General features: G+C 60.9%; 18 protein-coding genes and 1 other RNA gene. 6 read left to right on the top strand and 13 right to left on the bottom strand.

What is annotated here, in order from left to right; all coding sequences use genetic code 11:
* The first annotated feature begins 14 nt into the window (after positions 1-14).
* Positions 15-341 carry a ribosome assembly RNA-binding protein YhbY gene (yhbY, locus tag KVY02_RS01985; RefSeq protein ID WP_016915916.1) on the top strand — a complete coding sequence of 109 codons (327 nt, stop codon included), beginning with the start codon at positions 15-17 and terminating at the stop codon, positions 339-341.
* Between the two features lie 113 nt (positions 342-454).
* Here the strand turns inward: yhbY and greA are convergent, their stop codons facing one another.
* The 9 genes from greA to grpE all read right to left on the bottom strand — a co-directional run bounded on the left by greA (position 455) and on the right by grpE (position 12,158).
* Complete coding sequence (gene greA, locus KVY02_RS01980) at positions 455-931, bottom strand: transcription elongation factor GreA (RefSeq protein WP_016915915.1); 477 nt, start codon at positions 929-931, stop codon at positions 455-457.
* Complete coding sequence (carB, locus tag KVY02_RS01975) at positions 928-4,158, bottom strand: carbamoyl-phosphate synthase large subunit (protein WP_218314218.1); 3,231 nt, start codon at positions 4,156-4,158, stop codon at positions 928-930. Before carB ends, greA begins: the two co-directional genes overlap by 4 nt.
* A gap of 75 nt (positions 4,159-4,233) precedes the next feature.
* Positions 4,234-5,379, bottom strand: a complete 1,146-nt coding sequence (gene carA / locus KVY02_RS01970; protein ID WP_026001950.1) for a glutamine-hydrolyzing carbamoyl-phosphate synthase small subunit — start codon at positions 5,377-5,379, stop codon at positions 4,234-4,236.
* A 387-nt stretch (positions 5,380-5,766) separates the two neighbouring features.
* Positions 5,767-6,573, bottom strand: coding sequence for a 4-hydroxy-tetrahydrodipicolinate reductase (gene dapB / locus KVY02_RS01965; RefSeq protein ID WP_218314210.1), 807 nt, complete (start codon positions 6,571-6,573; stop codon positions 5,767-5,769).
* A gap of 113 nt (positions 6,574-6,686) precedes the next feature.
* Positions 6,687-6,968 (bottom strand): DUF2218 domain-containing protein, encoded by a 282-nt coding sequence (locus tag KVY02_RS01960; protein ID WP_016915911.1) that lies wholly within the window; start codon positions 6,966-6,968, stop codon positions 6,687-6,689.
* 121 nt (positions 6,969-7,089) lie between these two features.
* Complete coding sequence (locus tag KVY02_RS01955; protein ID WP_218314208.1) at positions 7,090-7,992, bottom strand: DMT family transporter; 903 nt, start codon at positions 7,990-7,992, stop codon at positions 7,090-7,092.
* A gap of 189 nt (positions 7,993-8,181) precedes the next feature.
* Positions 8,182-9,333 (bottom strand): molecular chaperone DnaJ, encoded by a 1,152-nt coding sequence (gene dnaJ / locus KVY02_RS01950; RefSeq protein WP_218314206.1) that lies wholly within the window; start codon positions 9,331-9,333, stop codon positions 8,182-8,184.
* A 109-nt stretch (positions 9,334-9,442) separates the two neighbouring features.
* Positions 9,443-11,377 (bottom strand): molecular chaperone DnaK, encoded by a 1,935-nt coding sequence (gene dnaK, locus KVY02_RS01945; RefSeq protein WP_016915908.1) that lies wholly within the window; start codon positions 11,375-11,377, stop codon positions 9,443-9,445.
* A 151-nt stretch (positions 11,378-11,528) separates the two neighbouring features.
* Entirely contained in the window at positions 11,529-12,158 is a 630-nt protein-coding gene (gene grpE, locus KVY02_RS01940) for a nucleotide exchange factor GrpE (protein ID WP_218314205.1), read from the bottom strand.
* A gap of 200 nt (positions 12,159-12,358) precedes the next feature.
* Here grpE and recN point away from each other — a divergent pair, with 200 nt between their 5' ends.
* Positions 12,359-14,032 carry a DNA repair protein RecN gene (gene recN / locus KVY02_RS01935; protein ID WP_081193533.1) on the top strand — a complete coding sequence of 558 codons (1,674 nt, stop codon included), beginning with the start codon at positions 12,359-12,361 and terminating at the stop codon, positions 14,030-14,032.
* A 151-nt stretch (positions 14,033-14,183) separates the two neighbouring features.
* Here the strand turns inward: recN and fur are convergent, their stop codons facing one another.
* Positions 14,184-14,636, bottom strand: a complete 453-nt coding sequence (gene fur / locus KVY02_RS01930; RefSeq protein ID WP_016915905.1) for a ferric iron uptake transcriptional regulator — start codon at positions 14,634-14,636, stop codon at positions 14,184-14,186.
* Between the two features lie 72 nt (positions 14,637-14,708).
* On the opposite strand from fur, the gene KVY02_RS01925 reads away from it, so the two are divergent.
* On the top strand, positions 14,709-15,176 hold the full coding sequence (locus KVY02_RS01925) for an outer membrane protein assembly factor BamE (RefSeq protein WP_100731965.1): 468 nt from the start codon (positions 14,709-14,711) through the stop codon (positions 15,174-15,176).
* Positions 15,177-15,179: 3 nt separating this feature from the next.
* On the opposite strand, the gene KVY02_RS01920 is transcribed toward KVY02_RS01925, so the two are convergent.
* Entirely contained in the window at positions 15,180-15,491 is a 312-nt protein-coding gene (locus KVY02_RS01920) for an RnfH family protein (protein WP_100731966.1), read from the bottom strand.
* The gene (locus KVY02_RS01915) at positions 15,481-15,915 is read right to left on the bottom strand and encodes a type II toxin-antitoxin system RatA family toxin (protein ID WP_039181434.1); all 435 of its coding nucleotides are present in this window, start codon (positions 15,913-15,915) and stop codon (positions 15,481-15,483) included. The genes KVY02_RS01920 and KVY02_RS01915 overlap by 11 nt, the downstream gene beginning before the upstream one ends.
* A 126-nt stretch (positions 15,916-16,041) precedes the next feature.
* On the opposite strand from KVY02_RS01915, the gene smpB reads away from it, so the two are divergent.
* The 3 genes from smpB (at position 16,042) to KVY02_RS01900 (ending at position 17,774) form a co-directional block, all read left to right on the top strand.
* The gene (gene smpB / locus KVY02_RS01910) at positions 16,042-16,533 is read left to right on the top strand and encodes an SsrA-binding protein SmpB (protein WP_016915901.1); all 492 of its coding nucleotides are present in this window, start codon (positions 16,042-16,044) and stop codon (positions 16,531-16,533) included.
* 44 nt (positions 16,534-16,577) lie between these two features.
* Positions 16,578-16,957: a transfer-messenger RNA gene (ssrA, locus tag KVY02_RS01905) on the top strand.
* A gap of 496 nt (positions 16,958-17,453) precedes the next feature.
* A complete protein-coding gene (locus tag KVY02_RS01900; RefSeq protein WP_081138037.1) occupies positions 17,454-17,774 on the top strand; it encodes an addiction module antidote protein in 321 nt (106 codons plus the stop codon).
* A gap of 153 nt (positions 17,775-17,927) precedes the next feature.
* Here the strand turns inward: KVY02_RS01900 and KVY02_RS01895 are convergent, their stop codons facing one another.
* Positions 17,928-18,872, bottom strand: a complete 945-nt coding sequence (locus KVY02_RS01895; protein WP_218314203.1) for a sodium-dependent bicarbonate transport family permease — start codon at positions 18,870-18,872, stop codon at positions 17,928-17,930.
* Between the last annotated feature and the right edge of the window lie 134 nt (positions 18,873-19,006).

The raw sequence follows: 19,006 nt of genomic DNA, 5'->3' as shown, positions 1-19,006 counted from the left end.
TACCGCAAGATACCATGAGCTTGTCACAGGCACAAAAGAAAGCATTTCGTAGCATTGGCCACCATTTGAACCCCGTGGTCACCGTTTCTGAGAACGGCGTCTCCGAAAACCTGCTCGCAGAACTCAGCCGCGCGCTCAACGACCACGAGCTGATCAAAGTGAAGCTCGCCCTGCCCGAGCGGGATGATCGCGCCGCGATGATCAACGAGCTGCTGGCTGACAGCAAGGCCGAGCTGGTGCAAACCATCGGCAAGATGGCGCTGCTGTACCGTCGCAACCCCAAGGCCAACCCCAAGCTATCCAACGTGACCCGCTTCGAGAACCACCACGGGCGGCACTGACGCAGGACCGTTTGGCTGAGCGTATCTGGCGCCCATCATCAAACAGCGCCAGACGAAAAGGCCCGGTGCAGGAAACTGCACCGGGCCTTTTTCATGGCGCTAGCGGAACGTGATCAGAGGTGCTCGACACTCTCGATTTCGTACTCCACGTCGCCACCGGGGGTTTTCACCACCACCACGTCGCCCTCTTCCTTGCCGATCAGCGCGCGGGCAATGGGCGATGTCACGGAAATGCGCCCGGCCTTGATGTCCGCCTCGTCTTCACCCACGATGCGGTACGTCACGCTGGCGTCGCTGTCCAGGTTCAGCAGTGACACGGTGACGCCAAAGATCACCTTGCCGGTTTTCGGCAGCCTGGTGACGTCGATCACCTGGGCACCGGAGAGTTTGCTCTCGATTTCCTGAATACGGCCTTCGATGAAGCCTTGCTGTTCGCGCGCAGCGTGGTACTCGGCGTTCTCCTTGAGATCGCCGTGCTCACGCGCTTCGGCGATGGCGGCAATCACCTGAGGGCGAGCTTCGCTCTTCAGATGGTTGAGCTCATCGCGAAGGCTCTTCTCTCCCGCAACCGTCATCGGGACCTTGTTCATTGCGTTGCTCCTGCGTGCAGATCCTGAAGGCGCCGCACCGTAATCTCCCTACCGTACTCCAGCGCCATGCAAACAGCATTAGCGCCCGCCAAGGTAGTCGCATAGGGCACCTTGCGCGCGAGAGCAGTACGGCGAATGATCGAAGAGTCGTTGATTGCCTGACGACCTTCGGTGGTATTCACGATGTAGGCGATTTCGTCGTTCTTCAGCAGATCGACGATATGGGGACGGCCTTCATTGACTTTATTGACGTGCTTCACGGGCAGCCCGGCGGCTTCGAGGGCCGCAGCGGTACCGCGTGTTGCACATAGCGTGAAGCCCAATGTTAGCAGAGAACGAGCCACTTCGATAATCCCCTGCTTGTCCGGCTCGCGTACCGACAGGAACGCCTTGCGGTCGCCTTCCAGCGCCGGAATCGCCTCACCCGCGCCCAGCTGCGCCTTGAAGAAGGCTTCGGCGAAGGTATCGCCCGAGCCCATGACTTCACCGGTGGACTTCATTTCCGGCGAGAGGATCGGGTCCACGCCCTGGAACTTGTTGAACGGGAAAACGGCTTCCTTGACGCTATAGAAGTGCGGCACGATCTCACGCTCGAAGCCCTGCTCCGCCAGGGTCTTGCCGGCCATGCAGCGAGCCGCAACCTGCGCCAGCGAGGTGCCGATGCACTTGGAAACGAAAGGCACGGTACGCGAGGCACGCGGGTTGACCTCGATCACGTAGATCTCGCCATCCTGCCAGGCCAGCTGCACGTTCATCAGGCCTTTCACGCCCAGCTCCACGGCCATTTTCTTGACCTGTGCGCGCATCTCGTCCTGCACGTCGGCGGGCAGCGAGTAGGGTGGCAGCGCACAGGCAGAGTCGCCAGAGTGAACGCCTGCCTGCTCGACGTGCTGCATGATGCCGCCGATGACCACCTGCTGACCATCGGAGACCGCGTCGATGTCCACTTCCACTGCCGCGCTGAGGAAGTGATCCAGCAGTACCGGCGAGTCGTTGGAGACCTTGACCGCGTTGGTCATGTAGTTTTCGAGCTCGGAGGCGTCGTAGACGATCTCCATGGCACGGCCACCCAGTACATAGCTGGGACGCACGACCAGCGGGTAGCCGATCTTCTCGGCCTTGGTGAAGGCTTCTTCGAAGCTGCGGGCCGTGGCGTTGGGCGGCTGCTTCAGACCGAGCTTGTCGATCATCACCTGGAAGCGCTCGCGGTCTTCGGCGCGGTCGATGGCATCCGGCGTGGTACCGATGATCGGCACGCCTGCCGCTTCCAGCTCACGGGCCAGCTTCAGCGGCGTTTGGCCGCCGAACTGGACGATGACGCCCACCGGCTTCTCCTTGTCGGCGATTTCCAGCACGTCTTCCAGCGTCACCGGCTCGAAGTAGAGGCGGTCGGAGGTGTCGTAGTCGGTGGAGACGGTTTCCGGGTTGCAGTTGACCATGATGGTTTCATAGCCGTCGTCGCGCATGGCGAAGGCGGCGTGCACGCAGCAGTAGTCGAACTCGATACCCTGTCCGATACGGTTCGGGCCACCGCCCAGCACCATGATCTTCTGGCGATCCGACACGTCCGCCTCGCACTCCTCTTCATAGGTGGAGTACATGTAGGCGGTATCGGAGGCAAACTCGGCGGCACAGGTGTCGACGCGCTTGTAGACTGGGCGAATCCCTGCTGCCTGACGCGTCTTGCGGAACTCCTTCTCGGAGACGCCCAGCAGCTTCGCCAGCCGCGCATCGGAGAAGCCCTTGCGCTTGAGCTGGAACAGCTCACGCGCCGAGAACTCTGCCAGGGCGCGCTTGGACACGGCGGCTTCGGTGAGAATCAGGTCTTCCATTTGCACCAGGAACCAGCGGTCGATGTTGGTCAGCGCAAAGATCTCATCCACGCTCATGCCCGCACGCATGGCGTCGGCGACGAAGAAGATGCGCTCGGCACCCGCTGCCTGCAGCTCGCCCTTGAGCTGGGCCATGGCTTCGTCGGTGAACTCGGTGATGATCGGATCAAGGCCGTCGTTGCCGGTTTCCATGCCGCGCAGCGCTTTCTGCAGCGACTCCTGGAAGGTACGGCCAATGGCCATCACCTCGCCCACCGACTTCATCTGGGTGGTCAGGCGGTCGTTGGCCTGGGGGAACTTCTCGAAGGTGAAACGCGGAATCTTGGTGACCACGTAATCGATGGAGGGCTCGAACGAGGCCGGGGTCTGGCCGCCGGTGATGTCGTTCTGCAGCTCGTCCAGGGTGTAGCCCACCGCCAGCTTGGCAGCGATCTTGGCAATCGGGAAACCGGTGGCCTTGGACGCCAGTGCCGAGGAGCGCGAGACCCGCGGGTTCATCTCGATCACCACCATGCGACCGGTTTTCGGGTCCATACCGAACTGCACGTTCGAACCCCCGGTTTCCACGCCGATCTCGCGCAGCACGGCCAGAGAGGCGTCACGCATGATCTGATACTCTTTATCGGTCAGCGTCTGGGCAGGCGCGACGGTAATCGAGTCGCCGGTGTGTACGCCCATGGGATCGAAGTTTTCGATGGCGCAGACGATGATGCAGTTGTCGTTGCGGTCACGCACCACTTCCATCTCGTACTCTTTCCAGCCCAGCAGCGACTCGTCGATGAGCAGCTCGTGGTTGTTGGAAAGCTCGAACCCACGGGTACAGATCTCTTCGAACTCTTCCTTGTTGTACGCCACGCCGCCGCCGGAGCCGCCCATGGTGTAGGAAGGACGAATGATGGTCGGAAAGCCCAGCTCTGCCTGAATCTCCCAGGCCTCGTCCATGGTGTGCGCCACTTTGGCCTTGGGGCACTCCAGGCCGATGTTCTTCATCGCCTTGTCGAACAGGTCGCGGTCTTCGGCCTTGTTGATGGCATCGGCGTTGGCACCGATCATCTCGACGCCGTACTTGGCCAGCACGCCGTGCTTGTCGAGGTCCAGCGCGCAGTTCAGCGCCGTCTGGCCGCCCATGGTGGGCAGAATCACATCCGGGCGCTCGGCTTCGATGATCTTCTCTACCGCCTGCCAGGTGATCGGCTCGATGTAGGTGGCATCGGCCATGGCCGGGTCGGTCATGATGGTGGCCGGGTTGGAGTTCACCAGAATGACCCGGTAGCCCTCCTCGCGCAGCGCTTTACAGGCCTGGGCGCCGGAGTAGTCGAATTCGCAGGCCTGGCCGATGACGATCGGACCAGCGCCAATGATGAGAATGCTGTTGATATCGGTACGCTTAGGCATAACGGTTCCCGCAAAAAGTGGTGACGATGAGCATCGAGGCGACGTAACTGGGCAATGAGCGGCAGCGCGGCTGACTTAGCGGCGCGCCTGCATCATCGCGATGAAGCGATCGAACAGCGGCGCTACATCGCGCGGGCCGGGGCTGGCTTCCGGGTGCCCCTGGAAGCTGAAGGCCGGGCGGTCGGTGCGCTCGATTCCCTGTAAGGTGCCGTCGAACAGCGAACGGTGCGTGGCGCGCACGTTGCTGGGCAGGGAAGCTTCATCGGCGGCAAAGCCATGGTTCTGGCTGGTGATCATCACCGTGCCGGTGTCCAGGTCTTGAACCGGATGGTTGGCGCCGTGGTGGCCGTGGCCCATCTTGACGGTTTTCGCGCCAGAGGCCAGCGCCAGCAGCTGGTGGCCCAGGCAGATACCAAACACCGGGGTGTCGGTTTCCAGCACTTCCTGGATCGCCTTGATGGCGTAATCGCAGGGCTCGGGGTCGCCGGGGCCGTTGGCCAGGAAGACGCCGTCCGGGTTCATGGCCAGCACGTCTGCCGCAGGGGTTTGCGCAGGCACCACCGTCAAGCGACAGCCGCGGGCCGCCAGCATGCGCAGGATGTTGAATTTCACGCCGTAATCAAAGGCCACCACATGGTAGGGACGCTCACCCTGGCTGGCATCCGCGTAACCTTCGCCCAGGGTCCACTCGCCTTCCGACCACTCATAGGCCTCCTTGCAGGAGACTTCTTTCGCCAGGTCCATGCCCTTCAGGCCCGGAAACGCCTTCGCCGCCGCCAGCGCACGCTCGACGGCATCATCACCTTCGGCCTCGGCACCAGCCAGAATCGCCCCGTTCTGGGCGCCCTTGTCACGCAGAATGCGCGTCAGGCGGCGGGTATCGATATCGGCAATGCCCAGCACGTTCTGGCTGACCAGATAATCGGAAAGGCTCTGTTCGGAACGGAAGCTGCTGGCCAGCAGGGGGAGATCGCGAATCACCAGGCCCGCCGCCGCAATGGACGCGGACTCGATGTCTTCGGAATTGATGCCGGTATTGCCGATATGCGGGTAGGTCAGGGTGACGATCTGGCGGGTATAAGAGGGGTCGGTGAGAATTTCCTGATAGCCGGTCATGGCTGTATTGAACACCACCTCACCGCTCGTGATTCCCTCCGCGCCGATGGCCGTTCCATGAAACACACTGCCATCTTCCAGGGCCAATATCGCGGGTTTGCTCAATGCGGGGTTATTCAAAACACGTTCTCCCATGCTGGTGGGAGCCTGTGGGCGCAGGCTCGGCGATCCGGTTACGGCGTTTGCGTACAAACGTCGGGTCGTAAAAAAGCGGGACGAAGCCGACAATAAAAAAATCGGTTTCATCCCGCTTGTTGTTCTCTTTCCGTGGCCTTCATAACGGTGTTGGCCATGGCGCAGCATGTCGCTGACTACTTTTCCCACTTGACGACCAGTGCAACAAGCGCGGTGCTCTTTCGACAGCTTGGTGCTTGACTGCCGATATGGTGCTGCTTTTTGCAGCCACTGGGCCAAAATTTTTGGAATGTTACAGCATTTAGCGCACCAGGGCCAGCGTTTTATGCCGACCCTGGTCTAACAAGAGCCCACGGCTCAGCTCAGTGCCAGCACGTCCTGCATGTCGTAGCGGCCTTGTGGCTGAGCGGCCACCCAGCGCGCCGCCCGCACGGCCCCTTTGGCGAAGGTCATGCGGCTGGACGCCTTGTGGGTGATTTCGATGCGCTCGCCTTCGGTGGCGAACATCACCGTGTGCTCACCGACGATATCGCCTGCCCGCACGGTAGCAAAACCGATCTCTTTATCGGTACGCGGGCCGCACTGCCCCACGCGCTCGAAAACGCCGTGCTCTTTCAAGGCGCGCCCCAGGCTCTCCGCCACCACTTCGCCCATCTTGATGGCCGTTCCGGACGGCGCATCGACCTTATGGCGGTGGTGAGACTCGATCACTTCGATGTCGTAGCCTTCGTCGCCCAACGCTTTGGCCGCCGTTTCCAGCAGTTTCAGGGTCAGGTTCACGCCGACGCTCATGTTGGGTGCAAATACCATCGCTACGCGGTCGCGGTAGCTGTCCAGCTCGGCCAGCTCGTCATCGTTCATGCCGGTCGTGCCGATCACGATGCGCTTGCCGTGCTCGGCACAAAACGCCAGGTTCGCCAGCGTCACCTTGGGTGCCGTGAAGTCGATCAGCACGTCGAAGTCGTCCACGATGGCCGCCAACGAGTCCACCGCCACCACTCCCCGCTTGCCTACGCCTGCCAACTCGCCGATATCCGCCCCCGCCAGCGAACTGCCCGGCTCGACGATTCCCCCGGCCAGTTGGGCACCGGCATCCTGTTCTATGGCGTTGACTAACGTGCGGCCCATACGGCCAGCTACGCCCACAATGGCAATTCGGGTCATGGGAACTCCTGTGCGTGTGCCGTTCGGCATCAGCGAGAAACAAAAAAGGTGGCCGCGATTATAGCAGACCACCTGACGGGATGCGGTGCTGACGGAAGCACGGCGGATGGCGCTCAGTTCTCCCAGACGATCTCCAGCGGCTCATCTTTCGCCATGCGCACCAGATGGCTTTCCACCACGCCTTCCAGCTGGTCCAGATGCTCTTCTTCGAGGGTTTCGATGGAGACCACCAGGCGCTCAGGCTCCGCGTGCATCAGGCAGGTGCCGCTGGCAAACACGATCCTGGCATGCTGCTCGCCCTGCTCCACCTCCAGCTTGTGGGCCCAGTGCTTGCACAACCGGTTGATCAATCGTGCCCCAGACGGGGTGGCAATCTCGGCGCGAGATAACGGCATACGTTCTACTCCTGTTCGATGACGGCTCAGCTCCCAAGCCTAAAGCCCGCCCTGCCAACCGCCAAGTGACCAATGAGAATTTACTGCAACGATACGTTCGCTTTCCTGCAAGCGCTGCCGCCTAACGCTGCCGACGCTTCGCGCCTCGGCGCCCCTCCAGTGTGGCCAGGCCCACGCCGCCCAGCAAAAAGGGCAAGGCCATCAGGAAGCCGCTGGACACGGGCAGCCCGAACAGCCACGCATCGGCCAGCACCGGCCAGGCCAGCGCGATGTATTCGAACGGGGCCAGCCGCGACACTTCGGCGTAACGCAGCGCCAGCGTCATGGCGATATGCGCCGCGCCGCCGAACAAACCGGAAAGCACCAGCAGCCCGAACTGCCGTGCATCCAGCGCCGCCCACCCCAGCGGCAGAGTCAGCAGCCCGGCCAGCGCCGAGACCACGATAAAATAGAACGCGATGGACGCCGCCGTTTCCGTGCGGGAAATACGCCGTACCGTGAGCAGAGCCCCCGCCGTCAGCAGCGCGCTCAGCGCCCCCAGCCCATACCCCAACAGCGAGCCCTGCCCACTACTCCCCAGCAGCTGGGGCACTACCAGCACGCCCACCCCGCACAGCGCCAGACCAAACGCCCCGGCACGATAGAACGAAAAGCGCTCCCCCAGCAGCAGCACGCCCCCCAACGCCATGAAGACCGGCGTCAATTGCGCCAGCAGCGTGGTTTCCGCCACCGGCAGCAGCGCCACCGTGGCAAACGAAGCGAACATGGCCGCCGCCCCCAGCCCAGAGCGCAGCGCGTGCCCCAGCGGCCGCCGCGTCGCCAGCCCGCGTGGAAACTCATGGCGCAGCACCAGAAACACCACGATGGGCAGCAACGCAAACAGCGAGCGAAAAAACACTGACTGCCCCACGGGCACCGCATCACTGACGGCCTTGATGCACACCAGCATGCCAGTGAACAGCACCCCCGACAGCACCCGCAACACGATTCCCAAACCAGGGCGATCCATGGCCTCCGTGGTCATCCGGCTACATCCCTTTTCGTTAGGCTGGCGGCAAACATCTTCGTTTGAGCCATTCTGACCCAACCCACCATTAGCTGCCTAATAAAAATACCGCGAGCCAGAGCGAACGCTTCCGAAGCCAGAGGCAGATACAAGGACGCCCCGGCACGTTACCGTGCCGGGGCGTCCCTGGTCGTCAGGCCGTAACCTTTACGGCTTCATCTCTTCGAAGAACTTCTTCACGCTGTCGAAGAAGCCGGTCTTCTTCGGTGAGTGGCTGTGGCTGTTGCTGCCATCGAAGCTCTCTTGCAGCTGGCGAAGCAGGTCTTTCTGCTCGTCGTTGAGGTTGACGGGCGTTTCCAGCACCACCTTGCACAGCAGGTCGCCGGGGGCGCCGCCACGAACGGGCTTCACGCCCTTGCCGCGCAGGCGGAAGAGCTTGCCGGTTTGGGTTTCCGGCGGGATCTTCAGCTTCACGCGTCCATCCAGCGTCGGCACTTCCAGCTCGCCTCCCAGCGCGGCGTCCACGAAATTGATCGGCACGTCGCACTGCAGATGTTTGCCGTCGCGGCGGAAGATATGGTGAGGCTTGATGGACACCTGTACGTACAGGTCGCCCGCTGGGCCGCCATTCACGCCGCTTTCGCCTTCGCCATTGAGGCGAATGCGATCACCGGTATCGACACCCGGCGGAATTTTCACCGAGAGAGTGCGGGTTTCGCGTACACGCCCTTCGCCATTACATTTGTGGCACGGCACTTTGATGTGCTGGCCGCTGCCATGGCACGTGGGGCAGGTCTGCTGAACCGCAAAGAAGCCCTGCTGCATGCGTACCTGGCCATGGCCGTGGCACGTGGGGCAGGTTTCCTTGGAGGAACCTGGCTCGGCACCGTCACCGTCACAGCGGTCACATTCGATATGGCGCGGAACGCGAATATCCACCGTGGTACCGGCCACGGCGCTTTCGAGGTCCAGCTCCAGGTTGTAGCGCAGGTCGGACCCTCGCGCAGGCGCATTGGGGCCCCGCCGACGGCCACCGCCACCCCCGAAGATGTCGCCAAACACATCGCCAAAAATATCGCCAAAATCACCGGCTCCGCCGCCGAAGCCGCCGCCACCAAAGCCACCGCCCTGGCCATCCACACCGGCATGACCAAACTGGTCATAGGCGGCGCGCTTTTCGCCGTCGCTCAAGACTTCGTAGGCTTCTGACACCTCGCGGAATTTTTCCGCTGCGGTGTTATCGTCCGGGTTTCGATCAGGGTGGAATTTTTGCGCCAGACGGCGATAGGCCTTTTTGATCTCTTTCTGATCGGCCCCTTTTTCGACACCCAGGACTTCGTAATAATCGCGCTTGGACATGGGTCCTACGCCTCCTGGTTAGCTACGCACTATTGGCGTCTCGGCCGCGGAAACAGCAACGCGGGAGTTGCCTCCCGCGTCACCGCTTTCCTTGGCAGAAAGAGGTGGGTTACTGCTTCTTCTGCTCGTCGTTGACTTCTTCGTACTCGGCGTCAACCACGTCGTCGTCCTGCTTGGCGTTGGTGCTTTCCGCGCCTTCTGCGCCTGCCTGCTGGGCAGCGTCTGCCTGCTCGGCGTACATCTTCTGCGCCAGCTGGCCAGAGGCTTCGGTCAGCGCATCCAGTTTCTTCTGGATGTTGTCCTGGTCATCGGTCTTGACCGCTTCTTCCAGTTCGGCGATGGCCGTTTCGATGGCTTGTTTCTCGTCATCGGTGGCCTTGTCGCCCGCTTCCTGCACAGTCTTGCGGGTGGCGTGAATCATGCCGTCCGCCTGGTTGCGCAGTTGCACCAGCGCTTCGAACTTCTTGTCTTCGTCGGCGTGGGCTTCGGCGTCGCGAACCATCTGCTCGATCTCTTCGTCCGTCAGGCCGCTGGACGCCTTGATCACGATGGACTGCTCTTTGCCCGTCGCCTTGTCCTTGGCCGATACGTTCAGGATACCGTTGGCATCCAGATCGAAGGCCACTTCGATTTGCGGTACGCCACGCGGTGCCGGCGGAATGTCGGAGAGGTCGAAACGACCCAGCGACTTGTTCTGCGACACTTGCTTACGCTCGCCCTGCACGACGTGAATGGTCACCGCCGTCTGGTTGTCATCCGCCGTCGAGAAGGTTTGAGTCTTCTTGGTGGGGATGGTGGTGTTCTTGTCGATCAGCGGCGTCATGACGCCACCCATGGTTTCGATACCCAGGGTCAACGGCGTGACGTCCAGCAGCAGAACGTCTTTCACGTCGCCGCCCAGTACGCCACCCTGAATCGCGGCGCCCACGGCGACGGCTTCATCGGGATTGACGTCTTTACGGGCTTCTTTACCGAAGAAGTCTGCCGCTTTTTTCTGAACCATCGGCATGCGGGTCTGGCCACCGACCAGAATCACTTCGTCGATTTCAGACGCGGACAGGCCAGCATCTTTCAGCGCCGTTTTGCACGGCTCGAGAGAGCGCTGCACCAGGTCTTCTACCAGCGACTCCAGCTTGGCACGGGTCACCTTGACGTTCAGGTGTTTCGGGCCTGTGTTGTCTGCCGTGATGTACGGCAGGTTGACGTCGGTCTGCTGAGCGCTGGAAAGCTCGATCTTGGCTTTCTCAGCGGCTTCCTTCAGACGCTGCATGGCCAGGTTGTCGCCCGACAGATCAATGCCGCTGTCGGTTTTAAACTGGTCGACCAGGTAGTTGATCAGCGCCAGGTCGAAATCTTCACCGCCCAGGAAGGTGTCACCGTTGGTGGCCAGTACTTCGAACTGGGTTTCACCGTCAACGTCGGCGACTTCGATGATGGAGATATCGAAGGTACCGCCGCCCAGGTCGTAGACCGCGATGGTCTTGTCACCACGCGACTTGTCCATGCCGTAGGCAAGCGCTGCGGCAGTCGGCTCGTTGATGATGCGCTTGACGTCCAGACCGGCAATACGGCCCGCATCCTTGGTGGCCTGACGCTGGCTGTCGTTGAAGTAGGCCGGTACGGTGATGACCGCTTCGGTCACCGGCTCGCCGAGGTAGTCTTCGGCGGTCTTCTTCATCTTCTTCAGCACTTCGGCGCTGACCTGCGGGGGAGCCATCTTCTTGCCTTTGACTTCTACCCACGCGTCACCGTTGTCGGCTTCGGCAATCTTGTACGGCACCATCTTGATGTCTTTTTGAACGACGTCGTCCTTGAAACGACGACCGATCAGACGCTTGATGGCGTAAAGGGTGTTTTCCGGGTTGGTCACGGCCTGACGCTTGGCCGCCTGACCTACCAGGGTTTCGCCGTCATCGGTGTAGGCAATGATGGAAGGCGTGGTACGACCGCCTTCGGCGTTTTCAATGACTTTAGCGCTGTCACCATCGAGCACGGCTACACAAGAGTTTGTGGTGCCCAGGTCGATACCAATAATGCGTCCCATAGCAAAAACCTCGAATTCGGTTGAAACAAAAAACTAGTGGTTTACGCCGTCAAAACTGTTTAAGGCGTTTGCGAGCATTCTCGCGGGTTGCCCTTTATTTGGGGGCCGGCTGGCGCATTTCAAGGGCTTTTTTCTGCAATGCGTCATCGGATTAACCGGCTTTCTGGCTGACCACCACCATCGCGGGACGCACCAGACGGCCATTCAGGGAGTAGCCCTTCTGCATGACGTCCATTACCGTATTGGGCTCCAGCTCGGGATTGGGCACCATGGCCATGGCTTCATGCATCTGCGGGTCGAAGGGCTCGCCCTGGGGCTCGATGCTTTCGACGCCAAACTTGGCCAGCACGTCCAGCTGCATCTTCAGGGTCATGGAGACGCCTTCGCGATGCACGTCGGAAGCGTCTTGCTGCATGCTTTCCAGGGCTTTCTCCAGGCTGTCCACCACGGGCAGCAGCTCCTTGACGAACTTCTCCAGCGCAAACTTGCGCGCCTTCTCGGCCTCTTGCTCGGCGCGACGGCGCACGTTCTGCGCTTCAGCGGCAGCGCGCAGGGCCTGGTCCTTGGCCTGAGCCAGGCTCTGCTCCAGCTCTTCTACCTGGGCGGCCAGCACGTCGGCTTCAGGGTTACCTATGTCTGCGTCCACCACCGGCTCGTCGTCGATCAGCCCTTCCAGCTCACCTTCTACCAGGCGCTCTTCTGCCGTTGGCTCCGTGACTTCGGCTTCCTGCTCCTGACGCGCCAGCTCTTCATCCAACGGGGTTTGCGGTTCTTTAGCCATGCCTTGCTCCTGAAATACGTAGCGGTGCCGTTGGCGGCCACCTGAGTTGATTCGCGGGATTTAGACCACGGATAAAAGCTATATGGGGGCCATCGAAGCCATCTCAAGAGGGGCATTGAAGTGAGTTATCGACTACTGTATAAAACAACAATTATTGGATAAGTATCCAGCACTCGGGATGCACCGCCTCAGGAGGCCTCATGCTGACACAGCTAGCGATCCAGGATTACGCGATTGTTGACCGCCTTGAACTCGACCTCAGCCGTGGCATGACCGCCATCACGGGGGAAACCGGGGCGGGTAAATCCATACTGCTGGGCGCACTGGGACTCTGCCTGGGCGAGCGCGCCGACGCAGGCAGCGTGCGCCACGGCTGCGAGCGCACCGACCTTTCCGCCCGCTTCGACATTCAACACCTGCCCGCCGCCATCGAGTGGCTGCAGGCCCGGGAACTGCCTACCGACGAGTGCCTGTTACGCCGCGTCGTTACCGCCAGCGGGCGCTCCAAAGCATGGATCAACGGCCACCCGGCCACCATTGCCGACCTGAAATCGCTGGGCGAACAGCTGATTCAAATTCATGGCCAGCACGCCCACCAGGCGCTCATGCGCGAAGAAACCCACCTGGCGCTACTGGATGACTACGCCGGGCTTCGTGAGCGCAGCCAGCAGCTGGCCGAGACTTACCGTGAATGGCGCAATGCCCGTCGTCGGTTGAAAAAGCTCAGTGAAGAGGGCAGCGAGGTAGAGGCCAAGCGCCAGCTGCTGCGCTATCAGGTGGAAGAGCTCGACCAGCTGGGCCTCGCCGAAGGCGAACTGCAAACCCTGGAAGAAGAGCAGCACACGCTGGCCCACGCGGAAGAGACTCTGCGAGAAACCCAGTTTGCCGCCGACTGCTGTGAAAACGATGAGGGCGGTGCGCTGTCGTTGCTGAACCAGGCCTACGCACACTTGAGCGCCCTGCCCGGCAGCGATAAGGGCACGCTGGCCAACACCCTGGCCATGCTCAGCGATGCGCGCATTCAGGTAGAAGAAGCCGCCAGCGAGCTGCAGCGCCTGGCCAGCACCACCGAACTGGACCCCGAGCGACTGGCCTGGGTCGAGGAGCGCATGGGCGACGTGCACCGCATTGCGCGCAAGCACCATGTCGCCCCGGAAGAAATCTGCGCCCTGCATGCCCAGCTACGTCAGGAAGTGGCGCAACTGGAAGCCAGTGACGATGACCTGGAAGCCCTGAGCAGCCAGGTGGCCGACTACCGGGAGCGCTACCGCAGCAATGCCAAGCTGCTCAGTGAAGCTCGCCAAAAGGCGGCGGTGCGGCTAGGCAAGGAAGTTCAGCAGCAGCTGGCCTTTCTGGCCATGGGCAAGGCGCGTTTCGATGTCGACGTTACCCCTCGCGACACGCCCACCCCAGAAGGGCTGGATCACGTCCAGTTCCTGATCAGCGCCAACCCTGGCCAGCCTGCGCGCCCGCTGGCGAAAGTGGCATCCGGCGGTGAACTGTCGCGTATCAGTTTGGCCATTCAGGTCGTGGCGGCCTCGCACTCTACCATTCCCAGCCTGGTCTTCGATGAAGTGGACGTGGGCATTTCCGGTGCGACGGCCGAAATCGTCGGCCAGCTGCTGCGCAAGCTGGGCGAAAACGGCCAGGTGATGACCGTGACCCACCTGCCGCAGGTGGCCGCCCAGGCACATCAGCATCTGCACATCGAAAAACGCGCCAAACGCGATACCACTCTGACCCATATGGCACTGCTGGATGAGCGAGGCCGCATCAGCGAGCTGGCCCGCATGCTGGGCGGAGTCACGCTTTCCGACCAGACCCTGGCCCATGCCCGTGAGATGCTGCACGCCAGCCAGCGCCCTCCTCACTAGGCTCAACCAAACTCAACCAAACTCACGCCAAGCCTTTGCCCTTCGCCGGGTGAAGGCAGCGCCTTTCATCCACATCTTGCCTAAAAAAACGCCCCTGGGGCGCCAGACAGTCATCTCTGGCACCCCAGGGGCGTTTTCATGTAGCAGCGGACTACTTGCGGTTCGTGGGGCCACTGTCCTGGCGCGTGACGTCCGACCCACGGGGGCGTACGTACAGCACCAGAGCGTGGTCCACTAGCTCGTAGCCGTGCTCTTCGGCGATCTCTTGCTGGCGACGCTCGATGATGTCATCGACGAACTCGATGATTTCACCGCTTTCCAGACACACCATGTGGTCATGGTGGTCTTCTTGGGTCATCTCGAAGACCGCATGGCCACCGTCGAAATTGTGACGAATCACAAGGCCTGCCGACTCGAACTGAGTCAGCACGCGGTAGACGGTCGCCAGACCAACATCCTCGCCCGCATCAATCAGTGTTTTATACACTTCTTCTGCGCTAAGGTGGTGTTGGCCCGAAGCATTTTCGAGAATCTGCAGGATCTTGACGCGCGGCAGGGTCACTTTCAGCCCGGCTTTGCGTAGTTCATGGTTCTGATCGGCCATGGTTGCTCTTCGCAGTAACAGGTTAGGTCGGGTATCATCGACCGAAACCACGATAGTGAAGAACAGGCTCAAATGCAAAAATTGACTCGTATCATTACTCTTTCCGTTGCCCTGACCGTCGTTAGCGGCTGCAGTTACGTCGGCGTGTACAAGCGCGACATCCCCCAAGGCAACCTGGTCACCCAGGAGATGGTCAGCCAGCTCCAGCCGGGCATGACCCAGGAACAGGTCACCTATGTGATGGGCAGGCCGCTGCTGGAAGCCCCCTTCGATGCCCGCCAGTGGGACTACGTGTACCGCCTCGATAAAGCGTACGGGGGCGTGGAACAGCGTCGCGTCACGCTCACCTTCGATAACGCTGGCCGACTGGTGAACGTCGAGCAGCAAGGCGACCTGTCTGGCGACCTGCCGGTCAGCTCTGACCGTGGCGTGGGGCCTGCCGTCGAAGGCACTGACCCAATGGACAGCATGCAGCCAACCCAGCAGGCCCCCACGCCTGAGACCGCCCCCGAGCCCCAGCCAGTACCGATTGCTCAGTAACGGCTACTGGCCGCTGGCCTGACGTTTGGCCCGCTCCAGGCGAGCCGCCTTGGGGTCGATCTGCAGCGGCCGGTAGACTTCTACCCGGTCGCCTTCGCGCAGCTGCTCCTTATCGGGGTGGCGCAACGCCTTGCCGAAGATGCCCAGCGGCGCCTGTTCGAAGGTCTCGGCGGGCAGTTCCTGAAACAGGCTGGGCAGGTCGGCCATGGCAACGGCTGCTCTGGCAGTGGTGCCGCTGGGTACCTTCAGCGCGACGATACGCTGCTTGTGAGGCAGCGCGAAGGCCACCTCGACGGCAATGTCATCAACGGCCATACAGTTCGTTGGCGCGCTTGGTGAAGGCATCGACCAGTTGCCCGGCGATTTGTTGAAACAGCTTGCCAAACGCCATGCTTAGTAATCGATTGGCGAAAACGAACTCCATTTCCAGACTGACCTTGCAAGCATCATCCCCCATGGGGATGAACAGCCAGCGGCCTTTGAGCTGCTTGAAGGGCCCTTTGACCAGCGAAAGCTCGATCCGCTCTGGTGCGTGCAGGTCGTTGCGCGTAGTGATGGTTTGCTCGACCCCTGCCCGGCCCAGAGTCATTTCTCCGACCAGGTGCTGATCGTCCTTTTCCAGCAGACGCGCGCGGCGGCATCCCGGCAGGAACTCGGGATAGCGTTCGAAGTCATTGACCAGATCGAACATTTGCTGGGGGGTATGGCGCACCAAAGCGGTACGATTGACGGTTGGCATTGACCTCTCCGCTGACTTCACAGTGCCCAAAGCGTATCATGGGAAACATAGTTACAGACCTTGAATGGTATCACGCCTCCCCGCATAACGAAGGGGGTGCGAACGACAGATCAACGATGAGGTTCCATGGCCACTAAGAAAGGTAACAGCAAGGGCCCCGGCAGCAGCGTGATAGCCCAGAACAAGAAGGCGCGGTTTGAGTACCATATCGACGAAACCTTCGAAGCGGGCCTGGCACTGGCAGGCTGGGAAGTCAAAAGCATGCGCGCCGGAAAAGCGCAGCTCACCGACACCTATATTTTGATTCGCAACGGCGAAGCATACCTGCTGGGCAGCCATGTGACGCCACTGAATACGGCCAGCACCCACGAAATAGCCGACCCCACCCGCACCCGAAAACTGCTGTTGCACCGCAAGGAGATCGCCAAGATTTTCTCGGTCACGCAGGACAAGGGCCACACCTGTGTACCGCTCAAGCTGTACTGGAAGCGCAACAAGGTGAAGTGCGAGCTGGCGCTGGTGACGGGCAAGAAGATCCATGACAAGCGCGCCACTGAGAAGGACCGCGACTGGAATCGCCAGAAAGGCCGAATTATGCGGGAACATAACAAGGCATAACTGGTCAATTGGGCACGAGCACGTTAGAATGCGGCTCTGAACAAGGGGGCGACATGGTTTCGACGCCGGTGACAAACCCTGCGGTGCATGCCGAGAGCGTGATGTATCTCGTAAATACCACATCACGAAAAATAGTCGCAAACGACGAAAACTACGCTCAAGGCGCGCTGGCAGCTTAAACCCTGCTAGCTTCTTGTCTGGCCCCAAAGTGATGTGCCTATTCATCGCAGCGGGGATATGAGCTAAAGCTGATAGGACCGCGGTTGGTGGTGTCTTCTCACCAACCGTCAAACTTTAGAAGGCTCGCGTAGCTGAATCCTGATCGTCGGAGTCAGACACGTTAAAGCAAATGACGAAATCTAAGCATGTAGAGCCAATGGGCGCGTGCTGGCGGACGCGGGTTCAATTCCCGCCGCCTCCACCAGACACCCCTTCGAATCAAGCACCTTCGGGTGCTTTTTTCGTTTCTGGCGCAAGGCCATGTATCAGCTCAAAGCAGGACCACCAAAACGGCTCTCGCGAATGGAACCTGCATAGTGGAGTCGCCTAGGCAGGCCTGAACGTCGCGTTGGCGCTCCCTGGCACACCAGCATGGCGCTCAATGGAATTCGCTACCGCGCATGTAGCTTTTAAGCTACAATTTTCCGATGATCGAGCTTACCCACTACCTGACCGCCGACGGACACGACCCCTTTCAAACGTGGGTCAACGCCGTAAAAGCCAAAGACCGAATGGCCGCCATGCGAGTGCTGACCCGCCTTAACCGGCTGGCCGCTGGCAACCCCGGCGACATCAAGGCGGTGGGCGAAGGTAGGCAAGCGCATTGTGGTGCTGTTGGTCGGTGGAGCCAAGAAACGCTAACAAGCCGACATAGAGCAGGCCAAGGCGTTTTTGGCCGACCACCGAAGGAGAACCCAAAGATGAAAAGCCACGACGAGGCGGTTATCGCCATGTTGCGCGAAGATCCCGCCATGGCACTGGACTATCTGCGCGCTGCGTTTGACGAGCTGGATGAGCCCGGCGGTGAGTCGGCTTTCCTGATGGCACTGCGTCACGTAGTGGATGCTCAGGGTGGCGTGGCGGCCATCGCCCAACGCGCAGAGGTGTCGCGGGAGAGCCTTTACAGAGCACTCTCGCCCAAGGGAAACCCGACGCTGCGTACGATGTCCGCCGTCATCAAGGCCACGGGCATTCGCTTCCACGACTTGACTCACCCAACGCAAGAAGCAACAGCGGGTTAATGATTTGCTGCAAAATGGCGGCGGCCTGGAAGCCAGTGGCGCTTACCATGACCAGGCCCAACAGCGGCTAACGCCTACCCGCCCTTCGAATCAAGCACCCTCGGGTGCTTTTTTCGTTTCTGGGCACGGTGAAAGCGCCCAGAAACCATGGCGTTACGTCACCAGCAGCCACTCGATCAGCCGGTGGTAGACCGGGATGCCCAGCATCACGTTGAGCGGGAACGTGATGCCCAGCGAGGCCAGCATGGCGAGGCCGATGTTGGCTTCTGGGATGGCGGCCCGCATGGCGGCCGGGGCCGCGATGTACGAGGCACTGGCGGCCAGGGCCGCGAGAATCACCACCGAACCAATCGGCAGGCCGACCAGCGCTCCCACGGCAATCCCCATCAGCGACAACACCATGGGCGTGACCAGCGCAAAGGTCACCAACCGCCAGTGATGCCAAGGCATTGGACGCAGCGTTTGGGCGGCAGTCAGGCCCATCTCGAGCAGGAACAGGGCCAACACGCCCTTGAAGGCACTGGTAAACAGATTGGTGACCTCTTCGCCCTGGAAGGGGCCGTAAAGCGCACCGATGACGACACCACCCGCCAGCAGGATGACCCCACGGTTCGTGAGCGTTTCATGCCACAGTTTGCTGGTACTTTCCTTGACGGCTGCGCCCTGGTAACGCCGGTACAGGGCAATGGCGATCATGATGGCGGGTAGCTCCATGGCCACCAGATAGAGGGTGACCTCACTGCCCACGGCCAACTGGCGCGCCTCCACGTACGCCAGTGCCACGGCGAAGGTACCTGCGCTCACCGAACCGTAGTGGGCGGCAATGCTGGCACTGTCCGCAGGCGATAGGCGTACCAACCGCCTGAGCACGGGCATCAACATCAAGGGAATGACCGCAGACAGCAGCGCTACGCCCATCAGTTCGGGCACCAGCCCCCAGTGCAGGTTGCCATGCAGCGCCATGCCCCCCTTGAGGCCAATGGTCAGCATCAGCAACAGGCTCAGCGTGTCGTAGGTGGCCTTGGGAACCTGAAGGTCGGACTTGACCGCGCCAGCCAACAGTCCAAGTAGAAAAAACATGACCACTATATCGGGCATCGCCGCTGCTCCATCGGATGAAAGTGGCCGCATTTTGCGATGTACACGGCAAGACAACTAATCATATATTGAATGCTCGGCATAGATGATTTTCTATACCCTGAATTTGACCTTCGATTTGACCTTCGTATAAA

It is taken from the genome of Halomonas sp. 18071143, from assembly GCF_019211725.1.
GTDB lineage: Bacteria > Pseudomonadota > Gammaproteobacteria > Pseudomonadales > Halomonadaceae > Vreelandella > Vreelandella stevensii.
This window is presented reverse-complemented; position numbering and strand designations above follow the sequence as displayed.